General features: G+C 69.8%; 10 protein-coding genes and 1 pseudogene. 8 read left to right on the top strand and 3 right to left on the bottom strand.

Annotated features, from left to right (window positions below; genetic code table 11):
* Window positions 1-218 precede the first annotated feature (218 nt).
* Both O7553_RS30225 and O7553_RS23485 read right to left on the bottom strand, forming a co-directional pair.
* A pseudogene (locus O7553_RS30225) lies at window positions 219-404 on the bottom strand (hypothetical protein); the annotation flags it as partial.
* Window positions 401-1,975 carry a PspC domain-containing protein gene (locus tag O7553_RS23485; protein WP_281551821.1) on the bottom strand — a complete coding sequence of 525 codons (1,575 nt, stop codon included), beginning with the start codon at window positions 1,973-1,975 and terminating at the stop codon, window positions 401-403. The gene O7553_RS23485 and the pseudogene O7553_RS30225, both read right to left, overlap by 4 nt.
* Before the next feature lie 244 nt (window positions 1,976-2,219).
* Here O7553_RS23485 and O7553_RS23480 point away from each other — a divergent pair, with 244 nt between their 5' ends.
* The 7 genes from O7553_RS23480 to O7553_RS23450 all read left to right on the top strand — a co-directional run bounded on the left by O7553_RS23480 (window position 2,220) and on the right by O7553_RS23450 (window position 10,423).
* Window positions 2,220-3,482: an ATP-binding protein gene (locus tag O7553_RS23480; RefSeq protein ID WP_281555720.1), complete on the top strand. Its 1,263-nt coding sequence runs from the start codon at window positions 2,220-2,222 to the stop codon at window positions 3,480-3,482.
* Window positions 3,475-4,182, top strand: a complete 708-nt coding sequence (locus tag O7553_RS23475; RefSeq protein WP_281551820.1) for a response regulator transcription factor — start codon at window positions 3,475-3,477, stop codon at window positions 4,180-4,182. Before O7553_RS23480 ends, O7553_RS23475 begins: the two co-directional genes overlap by 8 nt.
* A 458-nt stretch (window positions 4,183-4,640) precedes the next feature.
* Complete coding sequence (locus O7553_RS23470) at window positions 4,641-6,242, top strand: ABC transporter substrate-binding protein (protein WP_281551819.1); 1,602 nt, start codon at window positions 4,641-4,643, stop codon at window positions 6,240-6,242.
* 105 nt (window positions 6,243-6,347) lie between these two features.
* Window positions 6,348-7,358: an ABC transporter permease gene (locus tag O7553_RS23465; protein WP_281551818.1), complete on the top strand. Its 1,011-nt coding sequence runs from the start codon at window positions 6,348-6,350 to the stop codon at window positions 7,356-7,358.
* 71 nt (window positions 7,359-7,429) lie between these two features.
* A complete protein-coding gene (locus O7553_RS23460) occupies window positions 7,430-8,368 on the top strand; it encodes an ABC transporter permease (protein WP_347403705.1) in 939 nt (312 codons plus the stop codon).
* An 8-nt stretch (window positions 8,369-8,376) separates the two neighbouring features.
* Window positions 8,377-9,420: an ABC transporter ATP-binding protein gene (locus tag O7553_RS23455; RefSeq protein ID WP_281551817.1), complete on the top strand. Its 1,044-nt coding sequence runs from the start codon at window positions 8,377-8,379 to the stop codon at window positions 9,418-9,420.
* Window positions 9,413-10,423, top strand: coding sequence for a dipeptide ABC transporter ATP-binding protein (locus O7553_RS23450; RefSeq protein WP_281551816.1), 1,011 nt, complete (start codon window positions 9,413-9,415; stop codon window positions 10,421-10,423). Before O7553_RS23455 ends, O7553_RS23450 begins: the two co-directional genes overlap by 8 nt.
* A 131-nt stretch (window positions 10,424-10,554) precedes the next feature.
* Here O7553_RS23450 and O7553_RS23445 read toward each other — a convergent pair whose 3' ends face one another.
* Complete coding sequence (locus O7553_RS23445; protein ID WP_281551815.1) at window positions 10,555-10,941, bottom strand: chorismate mutase; 387 nt, start codon at window positions 10,939-10,941, stop codon at window positions 10,555-10,557.
* A gap of 355 nt (window positions 10,942-11,296) precedes the next feature.
* Here O7553_RS23445 and pcrA point away from each other — a divergent pair, with 355 nt between their 5' ends.
* Complete coding sequence (gene pcrA, locus O7553_RS23440) at window positions 11,297-13,786, top strand: DNA helicase PcrA (protein ID WP_281551814.1); 2,490 nt, start codon at window positions 11,297-11,299, stop codon at window positions 13,784-13,786.
* Window positions 13,787-13,795 lie beyond the last annotated feature (9 nt).

Raw genomic sequence — 13,795 nt, 5'->3', positions numbered from 1 at the left:
ACGGGCTCCTCGCGGCAATGGTGGGACGCGGACCCAGCATAGGTGCACCACCGGTGGGCTGCAGCGGGCCGTCAACCACCCGATCCGCTGGGCCGGGTGGCCGGCTCGGCAGACGTCGGGGCATCGGACGTCGGCCCGGCGGACGTCGGCCCGGCGGGCGCGGAGGCGTCGGCTTCCGCCGGCCCGTGGGCCTGGCCAGCGGTGCCGGGGGGCGGTTCGCTGCGGCCGGACCGCAACGCGCCCACCAACCCGAGTACGCCGAGCAGGATCAGCCCGCCGGCGACGATCCAGCCGACCCGGGGCAGCGGTACGTCGACTGACTGGGCGATCAGCCACCAACCGGCGATCAGGAGGAAGATCAGGCCGAAGGTGAGGGAGACGCCGTCGGTGCGGTGCCGTTTCATCGGATGACCTCCAGGTCGCCGGCGTTGATTTCGATCCGCAGGGTGAGTTCGCCGCCGCCGGTACCGTCCGATCCGAGGTCCTCCACGATGCGGCGGCCCTGCTCGAAGCCGTCCCAGCGGTGTCCGAGCACGGACGCGTTACCGGCGTTCATGTCGGTCTCGGTCCGTACGTCGACCTCGTCCGGCAGGTAGACGCGAAGTTTGCCGAACGACAGCGAGACCGTCACGTCCTTCTGCCGGTCGGTGAAGTCCACGTTGCGCAGGTCCAGCACGGCGTCGCCGAACGTTGCCTGGTAACGCGAATCCACCTGGCCGTAGGTGGCCGGTTTCCACACCATCGGCTCCGATGCGGCCTCCTTGGCCGACTCGGCGAGGCTGGAGACACCGACCGCTGCGGCAGCCGTCAGACCCAGCGCGATGAGCCAGCGGGCCCGGCCGATCCAGGCCCCGACCAGCAGCCCGACCGCGATCGTGGCGAGTACCGCCGCGAAGTAGGCCGAGGGTGGCGTGGGCGCCAGGTCGGTCAGGTCGAGCGCGGTGACCAGCCCGAGCACCACGAAGATCATCGAAAATGTGATGGTGCCCAGCCGGGACCGTTCCTTGCGGGGCCGTGGCGCGACCGACGGTGGCGGTGGCACCGGGTGCGGTGGGACCGGAGGTGGCGGGGGAAACTGCCCCGGTGGCCCGCTACGACCCGCGTACGGGCCGTAGGGCGCGAATGGTGCCCGGTAGCCCCCGAGGGCTGCCGGCTGGCCGGCGGCGACCGGTGCGGCCGCTAGCGCCGCTCCCGCTACCGGCCCGTACGGCGGCGGACCGTATCCCGCCGGTGGCGGCGGACCGTACCCGGCCGGTGGCGGCGGACCGTACCCGGCCGGTGGCGGTGGGCTGTACGCGGCCGGTGGGCCGTATCCCGGCGGTGGCGGCGCCGGGGGTCCAGCCGGTCGCGGACCGTCCTCCCGGAGACTGCGGTTGAGCAGCAACACGCCGCCGATCAGCACCGCCGAACCGAGCAGGACGGCCCGGAACCCGTCGGTCACGATGAAGCCGAACATGACAGCGGCGAGGATGCCGATCACCAGGACGGTGACCGGTGAAGTACTCGACCGGCCCCGGCCAAGCAGCCCTTCCACCGGCGAGGTGCTGTCCCCCTCACTCGGGGTGGCCAGCCACACCACCAGATACACCAGGATGCCGATACCGCCGAAGAAGCCGAGCACCGCCAGCAGCACCCGCCACAGAACCGGGTCGGTGTTGGTGGCCCGGCCGATGGCTCCGCACACCCCGGCCAGGTACCGGCCCTGACGCGGCCTGATCAACCCGTACCGCGAGGCGAGGGCCTCGGCCTGCGGAGGCGGTGGCTGCCAGCCGTACCCGGTGGTGGGGGGGTCCGTCGGCGGGGCCGACGCGGTCCCGCCGGCCGACTCGCCCGCTGGACTGGCCGCCCCTGCCGGCCCCGTTGCCTGGTCGGGTGGCTGCGTCGACTCGTCCGCTGGGTCGGGTGGCTGTGCCGGTTCGGTCGCTGGGTCGGGTGGCTGCGCCGGTCCACCTGGCTTGGTCGGGTCGTCGGTCATACTTGTGATCCTCCGTGTCCGGCTGCCCGACCTGCCTCGGGAATCGACCCTGAAGCCACCCTGACTTTCCAGACGGTGGCTGTCCGGGACGTCCCCGTGGTCGCGCGGGTCGTCGCCGTGTGACGATCGAATCCACCGGCCGGTATCCACCGGCCGAAGTCACCGCCGCCGGGCGCCGCCGGCCGGAATCGGCCGTCAGACCGTCCACGTCCCACCCGCCGAGGAGGCAGCGATCACTACCGCGATCGAGCCGCCACGTCTGTATCGCAGTCGCGAGCAGCGGGTGGTCGCCGGAGTCGCCGCCGGGATCGCCCACCACCTGCGACTGCCGGTGGTCGGCGTACGGGTGGCGTTCGTCGTACTGATCGGGTTCAGCGGCCTCGGGGTGCTGCTCTACGCGGCGTTCTGGGCGGTGGTGCCACCTGCGACCGTTGGGCCCCCGAAGCGTCGCGACCTGGGCGAACTACTGCCGTTCGTGGCGATCGGCCTCGGCGTCATCTTGATCCAGGTGCTGGTCTTCGAATCCAGTGGAGTGAGTGCCACCGCCGGCTGGCTGGTGGCGGTCATCGCGGTCGGGACCGGGATCATCTGGCACCAGTCGGCACCGGAGCGCCGGCGGGCCTGGCGGGAGACCCTGCCACAGGTGCCGTGGCTGGGCGCGGTGGTCGACGAGAGCGACCGCCGGGCCTTCCTGCTGCGGTTCATCGGCGGCGGGCTGCTGGTGGCGGTCGGCGTGATCGGGGTGGTGGCGGTGTATTCGCCCCGGGGCGACTTCGCCGCCGTCATCAACGGCGTCATCTTCGCCCTGGTCGGTCTCGCTGGCGTCGGGGTGGTCACCGCCCCGGTGCTGTGGCGGACGTTCAACCAGTTGCGCACCGAGCGGGAGGGCCGGGTCCGGGAGCAGGAGCGGGCCGAGCTTGCCGCGATGATCCACGACCAGGTGCTGCACACCTTGGCGCTGATCCAGCGCAACGCCGCCGACCCGAAGACCGTGCAGCGGCTGGCCCGGGGGCAGGAGCGGACGCTGCGGAACTGGCTCTACAAGCCGACCGCCTCGCCGACCGAGCGGTTCGCGGCGGCGTTGGAGCAGGTCGCGGCCGAGGTGGAAGACACTTTCGGATTGTCCGTCGAGGCCGTTGTGGTGGGCGACCGGGGCACCGACGAGCGGGTTGGCGCGCTGGTGGCGGCGACCCGGGAGGCGCTGGTCAACGCGGCGCGTCACGCCGGGGTGCAGACTGTGTCGCTGTACGCGGAGGTGGAGCCGGAGCAGCTCAGCGTCTTCGTCCGGGACCGGGGCGCGGGCTTTGACCCGACCCGGGTGGGGGACCACCGGCACGGGGTGCGCGGCTCGATCGTCGGCCGGATGCGCCGGCACGGCGGTCGAGCCGAGATCATTAGTACGCCGGGCTCGGGTACCGAGGTCCGGCTGACGCTGCCGGTCGGGCCGGAGAGCCGGCGGCCTGGGCCGGAGAGCCGACAGCCTGGAGAGGATGGCCGACATGAGTGAACCGACCAGCCAGCCGGCGGCGGGTGGGGCACCGGGGCAGCCGGACGGACGGCGGTTGCGGGTATTCCTGGTCGACGACCATGCGATGTTCCGTACCGGGGTCCGCGCCGAACTCGGCGCCCACGTGGATGTGGTGGGCGAGGCGAGCACGGTGGCCGAGGCGGTCAGCGGGATCGCCGCGGTCGGCCCCGACGTGGTGCTGCTCGACGTACACATGCCTGATGGTGGGGGACGGGCGGTGCTGGACGCGGTGCTGCGGGGCTCGGGCGTGGCGCGGCCGTCGGTGCGGTTCCTGGCGCTGAGCGTCTCGGACGCGGCGGAGGACGTGATCGGGCTGATCCGGGCCGGCGCACGTGGCTACGTGACAAAGACGATCTCACCGGACGATCTGGCGGCGGCGATCCAACGGGTGGCCGACGGGGATGCGGTGTTCAGCCCCCGGCTGGCCGGGTTCGTGCTGGACGCGTTCGCCGCCCGGCCGGACGCGCCGGTGGTGGATCCGGAGCTGGACCAGCTGACCAACCGGGAGCGGGAGGTGCTGCGGCTACTCGCCCGGGGCTACGCCTACAAGGAGATCGCCAAGGAGCTGTTCATCTCGATCAAGACGGTGGAGACCCACGTCTCGAACGTGCTGCGCAAGCTGCAGATGTCGAACCGGTACGAACTGTCCAGATGGGCGGCGGACCGCCGGCTCATCTGACCGACCAGCGGACTTGCTCTATCTCCCGGATGGTGGGAACCTGGTTGGCGATCCGTCCGGTGTCGATCATGGCGGGCCTGGTTGTGGGCTCGCGATGCGTCTGCTGCGGACCGGTGTTAACCCTGAGGTTACAAGCCGGCAATTGCCGCCAATCCGGCATCCGGGCACCTCGGACAAGTGGTGACTAATCGTATTGACTTAACATCCGAACGTGATGGAGGGGTCGCGGGGAAGGTCACACGAGGGCTTTCCTACTCTGCGGTAATAAGGGTTGTACAGTGGTCGGATGCCCAGGTCAGGGCGGGTCTGAGCGACGGTTGAGTGATCTTGACCGGAGTATCGGGGCCGTCCCGTCCGCGTATCACCTTGATAACGGCACCTTCACGCAACGGGCTACCTGGTGTCACAGTGTCAGTCACCTCACAACCCCCCCGTGAGCGCCCTGAGGAGGCTCTCCCATGCGTGGGAAAACCCTAAAGGTGGCGGTCGCAGCGACCGCCATCGCTCTGTTCGCCACCGCTTGCAGTAGCGACGGCGAAGACACCACGGAGAACAACAACTCCGGCGGTACGCTTCGCATCTACGCCTCGGAGCCGGCGTTCCTGCTGCCGTCCGCTGGTGACGACGAGCCGTCCATCCTGGTCATCCGCCAGCTCTACCGTGGTCTGGTCAAGTACAACGCCGAGACCGGTGAGCCGGAGAACGACCTCGCCGAGTCGATCGAGTCCGAGGACAACAAGACCTGGACGGTCACGCTCAAGGACGGCTACACCTTCGACAACGGTGAGCCGGTCAACGCCGACGCCTTCATCCGGGCGTGGAACTACACGGCGTACGGGCCCAACGCCCAGAACAACGCCTACTTCATGAAGCGCATCGTCGGCATCGACGAGGTCAGCGGCGAGGAGCCGGCGGCCGAGGAGCTCTCCGGCCTGGCCAAGGTCGACGAGCTGACCTTCACCGTCGAGCTGAAGGAGCCGTTCGCCGGCTTCCCGGCGATCGTCGGCTACTCCGGGTTCTTCCCGATGGCCGAGGCCTGCCTCGAGGACACCGACGCCTGCAACGAGACCCCGATCGGCAACGGTCCGTACAAGATCGAGGGCAGCTGGGAGCACGACCAGCGGATCCAGTTGGCGCGCAGCGAGACCTGGGCCGGTGAGGAGAAGGGCGCGGCCGACGTCCTGGACTACAAGATCTACGCCGATGTGGACGCCGGCTACGCCGCCTTCCAGTCCGGCGAGCTGGACGTGATGTACACCATCCCGCCGGCGCGGTACCAGGAGGCCAAGCAGCAGTACGGCGACCGGATGTACGAGGCCCCCGGCGACAGCTTCACCTACGTCGGCTTCCCGACCTACGACGAGCGCTTCGCCGACAAGCGGGTCCGGCAGGCCTTCTCGCTCGCGGTCGACCGGCAGGGCATCATCGACGCCGTCTTCGACGGCCGGTTCACCCCCGCTGAGGGCGTTGTGGCGCCGACCTTCGACGGCTACCGCCCGGGTGTCTGCGAGTACTGCACCCAGGACGTCGAGCGGGCCAAGGAGCTGCTGGAAGAGGCCGGCGGCTGGGACGGCGAGCCGCTGGTGCTGTGGGCCAACGCCGGTGCCGGTCACGAGCAGTGGCTGCAGGCGGTCGGCGACCAGCTGAAGGCCGCGCTGGGCATCGACTACGAGCTGAAGGTCAACCTGCAGTTCCCCGAGTACCTGGCGACCGCCGACGAGAAGGAGTTCACCGGTCCGTTCCGGCTCGGCTGGGGCCCGGACTACCCGGTGGTCGAGACCTACCTCTACCCGCTCTACGGCTCCGGTTCGGACAGCAACGCGTCCGGCTACAACAACCCCGACTTCGACGCGCTGATCGCCCAGGGCGACGCCGCGGCGGACCTCGAGGCGGCCATCCCGTTCTACAACCAGGCCGAGGACCTCATCGTGGAGGACATGCCGGTCATCCCGATGTGGTTCAGCAAGATCGCTGCGCTGTACGGCGAGAACGTCGACGAATTCCACTGGAACAAGATCTCGGACGCTGAGTACGGCAAGATCACTCTGAAGAACTCCTGACCTGCGAGTCTGACTGATCAAGTCGTAACGCGACGTGGCGGCAACGGGAACTCCCACGAGGGGGCCTGTTGCCGCCACGTTTAGCGCCGAGAGGAGACCCCCCAGATGGGGCGCTACGTCATCCGACGGTTGCTCCAGTTCATCCCCACCGTGCTGGGCACCATGTTCCTACTGCACTACGTCACGTCGCTGGGCATCCAGTTCAGCGGCAACCCGGTCCGGGCGATCTTCGGCGACCGCAAGCCGACAGAAGCTCAGCTCGCCGCCATGACCGAGAAGCTCGGCTTCGGCGACCCCTGCCTGGAGCAGCCGGGCAACCCGTGCTTCGGTCTGTTCCTCGACCGCCTGCAGGACATCTTCCTGCGCTTCGACTTCGGCATCAACCTGCAGCAGGAGCCGGTCACCGAGCTCGTCTCCCGGGCCCTGCCGCACACCCTCAAGCTGGTGCTCATCGCCATCGTCTTCGAGGCGGTCATCGGCATCTTCGCCGGCGTCCTAGCCGGTCTGCGTAACGGCAGCTTCTGGGACTACCTGGTCAAGATCTCCACGGTCTTCGTCATCTCCGTGCCGATCTTCGTCCTCGGCGTCGTGGTCCGCCAGTACGTCGGCGTCGAGTTCGGCAACGTCCTGCGCGGGCAGGACTGGATACCGGAACTGATCTCGCGAGGCGTCTTCGGCGCCGGGTTCATCGCCGACTACCCGACCGCCAGCCTGGTCATCCCCGGCATGGTGCTCGGCGCGGTCTCCCTGGCCACCACCGCCCGGCTCACCCGGACCAGCATCATGGAGAACATCCGGGCCGACTACGTGCGTACCGCCAAGGCCAAGGGTCTGGCAAACCGGCGGGTCATCGGCGTGCACACACTGCGCAACTCGCTCATCCCGGTGATCACGTACCTCGGTGTCGACATCGGCTCGCTGATGGGCGGCGCGGTGGTCACCGAGCGGATCTTCAACGTACGTGGTATCGGATCGTTGGTCGCCCAGGCCGCCACCTCAGGTGAAGCCTCGGTGGCGATCGGTGTGGTGACCATGCTGGTCATGGTCTTCCTGCTGGTGAACCTGCTGGTGGACCTGCTTTACGCGGTCCTCGATCCGAGGATCCGCTATGAGTGATCACAATGGACCGAACATCTGGCCCGGTGCCGTGCTGATCCACGGCGGACCGAGCGTAGCGAGGTGCCACCATGAGTGACCCGACCCATCCCACGGCCCCCGCCGGCGGCACCGAGGTGGCACCACCGCCACCCGAACCGGCCCCGGCTCCGGCCACCACCGAGCGCAACGCCAGCCTGTGGGCCGACGCGCGGCGGCAACTGCTGCGCGACCCGGTGTTCATCGCCGCGTCGATCTACGTGCTGCTGGTCGCGTCGATGGCCGCCTTCCCCACCCTGTGGACCCGGCAGGACCCGCGCGCCTGCGACGTCCAGCGGACCCGGATCGCGCCCAGCTGGGAGCACCCGTTCGGGTTCAACAACCTGGGCTGCGACTACTACTCGCACGCCATCCACGGGGCCCGGCCGTCGCTGCAGATCGCGATCTTCGCCACGCTGGGCATCGTCCTTCTCGGCGGCACCGCCGGGCTGCTCGCCGGCTACTTCGGCGGCTGGGTGGACGCGATCATCTCGCGGATCACCGACATCTTCTTCTCGCTGCCGTTCCTGCTCGGTGCGATCGTCTTCCTGACCGTGATCAAGCAGCAGAACGTCTGGACGCTGGCCGCCGTCCTGATCGTGCTCGGCTGGACCACCATCGCCCGGATCATGCGGGGCAGCGTGCTCTCCTCCAAGGGCCTGGACTACGTGCAGGCGGCCAAGGCGATGGGGGCCGGGCACGGTCGACTGATGTTCCGGCACATCCTGCCGAACGCGATCGCACCGATGGTCGTCTACGCGACGATCACCCTGGGCGCGTTCGTCTCCGCCGAGGCGACGCTGACCTACCTCGGTGTCGGTCTGCAGCCACCGGAGGAGTCCTGGGGGATCATGATCTCCCAGCACCAGGTCTACTTCCTGGACCACCCGTGGCTGCTGCTCTTCCCGTGCGGGCTGCTGGTCGGCACGGTGCTCTCCTTCATCCTCATGGGCGACGCCCTGCGTGACGCCCTCGACCCGAAGCTGCGGTGAGGTGAGCCATGGCGACAGACAGAGACATCACCGCCACCATCGACGCGCTGCCCGGCCTCGACGCCAGCGCACCGCCGCTGGAGGTCAACGACCTGCAGGTCGAGTTCCGCACCCGCAACGGCATCGCCCGCGCGGTCAACGGGGTGAGCTTCTCGTTGCAGGCCGGCGAGACCCTGGCCATCCTGGGTGAGTCCGGTTGCGGCAAGAGCGTCACCGCCCAGGCGATCATGGGCATCATCGACTCGCCGCCCGGGTTCGTCACCGGCGGCGAGATCAAGTATCGGGGCGTGGACCTGCTCAAGCTGCCCGAGTCGCAGCGGCGCAAGATCCGGGCCAACCGGATCGCGATGATCTTCCAGGACGCGCTGTCGGCGTTGAACCCGGTGTTCACCGTCGGCTTTCAGCTCTCCGAGCTGTTCCGTAAGCACCGGGGGATGTCCCGGGCCGACGGGAAGGCGCGGGCGATCGAGCTGCTCGACCTGGTGAAGATCCCGGCCGCCAAACAGCGGGTCGGCGACTTTCCGCACCAGTTCTCCGGTGGCATGCGCCAGCGGGTGATGATCGCGATGGCGTTGGCTCTCGACCCCGAGGTGCTGATCGCCGACGAGCCGACCACCGCGCTCGACGTCACCGTCCAGGCCCAGGTGATGGCCCTGCTCGCGGAGCTGCAGCGGGAACGCAACATGGGCCTGGTGCTGATCACCCACGACATGGGGGTGGTGGCCGACGTCGCCGACCGGATCTCGGTCATGTACGCCGGTCGGGTCGTCGAGGAGGCGCCGGTGCGGGACATCTACGCCTCGCCGGCCCACCCGTACACCAAGGCGCTGCTGGAATCGATCCCCCGGATCGACCTCAAGGGTCAGGAGCTGAACGTCATCAAGGGCCTGCCGCCCGCGCTGACGAACATCCCGACCGGCTGCTCGTTCAACCCGCGCTGCCGGTACGCGCAGGACGTCTGCCGGGCCGACCCGGAGCCGCCCCGGTTCGCGCTAACGCCGAGCCGGACCTCCGCCTGCCACTTCTGGAAGGAGGTCAAGGGCGATGAGTGACGTTGTCCTGGAGACCAAGGATCTGGTCAAGCACTTCCCGCTGACCCAGGGCATCCTGTTCAAGAGGCAGATCGGCGCGGTCCGCGCGGTGGACGGGATCAGCCTCCAGCTGCACCGGGGCGAGACGCTCGGCATCGTCGGCGAGTCCGGCTGCGGCAAGTCCACCCTGGCCAAGCTGCTTGTCGGGTTGGAGACCCCGTCGTCCGGTTCGATCATGGTGCACGGCGCGGACGTGGCCGGCCGCAGCGGCGCCGAGATGCGCCGGGCCCGGCGCAACATCCAGCTGGTGATGCAGGACCCGTACACTTCGCTGAACCCGCGGATGACGGTCGGTGACCTGATCGGCGAGCCGTTCGAGATCCACCCGGACGTGGCGCCGAAGAGCGACCGTAGCCGCCGCGTCCAGGAGCTGTTGGAGCTGGTCGGCCTCAACCCGGACCACATCAACCGCTACCCGCACCAGTTCTCCGGCGGGCAGCGGCAGCGGATCGGCATCGCCCGGGCGCTGGCGCTGCGCCCGGAGATCATCCTCTGCGACGAGCCGGTCTCCGCGCTGGACGTGTCGATCCAGGCGCAGGTGATCAACCTGCTGGAGCAGCTGCAGAAGGAACTGGGGCTGTCGTACATCTTCATCGCCCACGACCTGTCGGTGGTGCGGCACATCGCACACCGGGTCGGTGTGATGTACCTCGGCAAGATCGCGGAGATCGGCACCGAGGAGGAGATCTACGAGCGGCCGACCCACCCGTACACCCAGGCGTTGCTCTCCGCGGTCCCGCTGCCCGACCCGACGGTGCGCGGCCTGCGGGACCAGATCGTGCTGGAAGGCGACGTGCCGTCACCGGCCGACCCGCCGTCGGGCTGCCGGTTCCGGACCCGCTGCTGGAAGGCACAGGACATCTGCGCCGCCGAGGAACCGACCCTGACGGTACGGGAGACGTCGGCGCACCCCAGCGCCTGCCACTTCGCCGAGGTGCGCGACGTCGTGCACGTCACCGAGTAGTCCGGGCGCCGGCCCGCTCGTCGCCTCGCATCACGTTGACGCATGGTGGGAGCGGGCCGGCTGGCCGCCCTCGTGCGTTCCGCCTGGCTGAATCGAGCGCCGGCTGGCTGAGGTGACGGCCGGGCCGGTGATCACAGTGGGCCGCGGCCGGCCCGCAGCACCAGCAGCGCCAACTGGGTGCCGTCGGCACCCAGTTCAGACCGGTAGCGGTCGACGATCTCACGTTCCCGGGAGAGCACCAGCCGGGTGCCGCCCGAGGCGATCCGGACCGCGCCCACCTGCCGCGACAGCTCGGCCCGTTCCTGCCAGAGCGCGATCAGTGCGTCGTCGATCTCGTTGATCCTGTTTCGGATGGCCAGGATACGGTCGGCCGCCTCCGGCGCGTCCGTCCCGGTCTGGTGACGACCGTCGGATCGCCCTGCCGGGCCGGTCGCGCCAGACTGGCCCGCCTCCTCAGCGGTGCCGGCCGGTGGCGTCGCGCTGCTGTCGGCGGTGTGCGCAACGGCGTTGGTCCCCATGTCCTGCCTCCTGGACTGTCCGGCCCCGGTGGACGCGGAACCCGGAACGCGAAGTGCCCCGGGCTCTCGCGAGAGCCCGGGGCACTTGTAGGTCTGATGATCAGGCGCGACCTACGGCAGCCGGACTCCCGGAACCGTAGCTAAAGAAGAATCGTGCCTGGCGGATCACGCTACGAGTATGCCCAGGCTGGCGACGCCAGCGCAAGAATTCCGCCACCCTCTGGGAAGACACCCAGCGCGCCGACGGCCCCAGTCTGGCGGCCCGAGTCTGCGATCCGGCCTGGCGGCGCGGGCCTGGCGGCGCGGGCCTGGCGGCGCGGGGCTGTCGGTCGTGCGGCATAGACTCGCCCGTGCGATGCATCCACTCTTCGAAACCCCAGCGGCCCCATCCGTACCAGTCACGGATCGGGGCGGTCCGCCGGCTGAGCCCAGTTCGGCCGGCCGAGGGCCGGCTGAGCCCAGTTCGGCCGGCCGAGGGCCGGCTGAGCCCAGTTCGGCCGGCCGAGGGCCGGCTGAGCCCAATCTGGCTGCCGCCGCGCTGCTGACCGGGCTCAACGGCCCGCAACGAGAGGCGGTCACCCACGCCGGTGGCCCGCTGCTGATCGTGGCCGGCGCCGGTTCCGGCAAGACGAAGGTGCTCACCCACCGGATCGCGTACCTGCTCGCGGCCAGGCAGACCCACCCCGGTGAGGTCCTGGCGATCACCTTCACCAACAAGGCGGCCGGTGAGCTGAAGGAGCGGGTCGGCAACCTGGTCGGGCCGCGGGCCCGGATGATGTGGGTCTCCACCTTCCACTCCGCCTGCGTACGGATCCTGCGGGCCGAGCACGAGCACGCGGGGCTGAAGTCGACGTTCTCCATCTACGACGCGGACGACTCACGGCGGCTGATGCAGCTGGTCGCCCGGGAGCTCGACCTGGACCCGAAGCGCTACCCGGCCCGTGGGCTGGCCACCCAGGTGTCGAACCTGAAGAACGAGCTGGTCGACCCGGAGACGTTCGCCGACCGGGCGGCCGGCCCCAATGAGCGGGCCCTGGCCGAGGCTTACACGCTCTACCAGCGTCGGCTGCGCGAGGCACACGCGCTCGACTTCGACGACCTGATCATGACGACGGTGCACCTGCTGCAGGCCCACCCGCACGTGGCCGGCAGCTACCGGCGGCGGTTCCGGCACGTGCTGGTCGACGAGTACCAGGACACCAACCACGCGCAGTATCAGCTGGTCAAGGAGCTGGTGGGCGACGGGTCGGACGACGTGCCGCCGGGGGAGCTCTGCGTGGTCGGCGACGCAGACCAGTCGATCTACGCCTTCCGGGGCGCCACCATCCGCAACATTCTGGAGTTCGAGCGGGACTTCGCCCAGGCCAGGACGATCCTGCTGGAGCAGAACTACCGCTCCACCCAGACGATCCTGACCGCCGCCAACGCGGTGATCACCAACAACGCCGGCCGCAAGCCGAAGCGGCTGTGGAGCGACCAGGGCGACGGCGAGCAGATCGTCGGCTACGTCGCAGACACCGAGCACGCCGAGGCGGACTGGGCGGCCCGGCAGATCGACCGGTTGTGCGACGACGGCGCGGCCCGACCGGGCGACGTGGCGGTCTTCTACCGCACCAACGCCCAGTCCAGGGTCTTCGAGGAGGTGTTCATCCGGGTCGGCCTGCCGTACAAGGTGGTCGGCGGGGTGCGCTTCTACGAGCGTAGGGAGGTCCGCGACGCGCTGGCCTACCTGCGGGCGGTGGTCAACGCCGACGACACGGTGAGCATCCGGCGGGTACTCAACACGCCGCGTAGGGGCATCGGCGACCGGGCCGAGGCGTGCGTCGAGGCGCTGGCCGCCCGCGAGCGGATCTCGTTCGGTGCTGCGCTGGGCCGGGCGGCCGAGGCACCGGGGATCTCCACTCGGGCGGTGAACGCGATCACCGACTTCGTGGCGCTGCTCGACGGCGTGCGGGAGCAGCTGGCCACCACCACCCCGGAGGAGGCACTGGAGTCGGTGCTGCTGCGCTCGGGCTATCTGACCGAGCTGGAGGAGAGCCTGGATCCGCAGGACGCCGGCCGGGTGGAGAACCTGCAGGAGCTGGTCAGCGTGGCCCGCGAGTACACCGAGCGGGTCGAGGCGTCCGACGAGCCGGCGACCGTGGCCGGCTTCCTGGAGCAGGTCGCGCTGGTCGCCGACGCCGACCAGGTGCCTGACGACGACCCGGACCACCAGGGTGTGGTCACCCTGATGACGCTGCACACCGCCAAGGGCCTGGAGTTCCCGGTGGTCTTTCTGACCGGTCTGGAGGACGGCGTCTTCCCGCACCTGCGGGCCCTCGGCGACACCCGGGAGCTGGAGGAGGAGCGGCGGCTGGCGTACGTCGGGATCACCCGGGCCCGGCAGCGCCTGTTCCTGTCCCGGTCGGTGACCCGGGCCGCGTGGGGGCAGCCGGCATACAACCCGCCGTCGCGGTTCCTCTCCGAGTTGCCGGCCGAGCTGGTCCGCTGGGAGCGGACCGAGGCGGCGTACACCTCCTGGTCGGGCACGGGTGGCGGGGTCGGTGGGCGGTCGGCCGCCGCAGACCGGTCACCGGTCGCGCGAGGTGGCGGCTTCGCCGGCGGTACGCCGAAAGCCGCCCGCCTCGCTCAGCGGCTCGGGGTGGACCCGAGTCGGCTGAGTACCGCCAGCGAGCTGCCCACCGCGCCCAAGGTGACGGTGGGGGAGCGGGTCAACCACCAGCGGTACGGGCTGGGCCGGGTGTTGGCGGTGGAGGGGCACGGGCCGGGAGCCAGGGCGCAGGTCGACTTCGGCGACCAGACGATGTGGCTGGTGCTGCGGCACGCGCCGATCGAGAAGGTTTGACCCCGGACC

It is taken from the genome of Solwaraspora sp. WMMA2059 (genome assembly GCF_027497315.1).
GTDB lineage: Bacteria > Actinomycetota > Actinomycetes > Mycobacteriales > Micromonosporaceae > Micromonospora_E.
Note: the sequence above shows the minus strand (reverse complement) of the source record. Positions and strands in the feature narration are given on the sequence as shown.

Coding starts and splice junctions, on each gene's coding strand:
- O7553_RS23450 (WP_281551816.1), top strand. CDS start 9,413: ATGAGTGACGTTGTCCTGGAGACCAAGGATCTGGTCAAGCACTTCCCG.
- O7553_RS23445 (WP_281551815.1), bottom strand. CDS start 10,941: ATGGGGACCAACGCCGTTGCGCACACCGCCGACAGCAGCGCGACGCCA.
- O7553_RS23465 (WP_281551818.1), top strand. CDS start 6,348: ATGGGGCGCTACGTCATCCGACGGTTGCTCCAGTTCATCCCCACCGTG.
- pcrA (WP_281551814.1), top strand. CDS start 11,297: ATGCATCCACTCTTCGAAACCCCAGCGGCCCCATCCGTACCAGTCACG.
- O7553_RS23470 (WP_281551819.1), top strand. CDS start 4,641: ATGCGTGGGAAAACCCTAAAGGTGGCGGTCGCAGCGACCGCCATCGCT.
- O7553_RS23475 (WP_281551820.1), top strand. CDS start 3,475: ATGAGTGAACCGACCAGCCAGCCGGCGGCGGGTGGGGCACCGGGGCAG.
- O7553_RS23455 (WP_281551817.1), top strand. CDS start 8,377: ATGGCGACAGACAGAGACATCACCGCCACCATCGACGCGCTGCCCGGC.
- O7553_RS23485 (WP_281551821.1), bottom strand. CDS start 1,975: ATGACCGACGACCCGACCAAGCCAGGTGGACCGGCGCAGCCACCCGAC.
- O7553_RS23460 (WP_347403705.1), top strand. CDS start 7,430: ATGAGTGACCCGACCCATCCCACGGCCCCCGCCGGCGGCACCGAGGTG.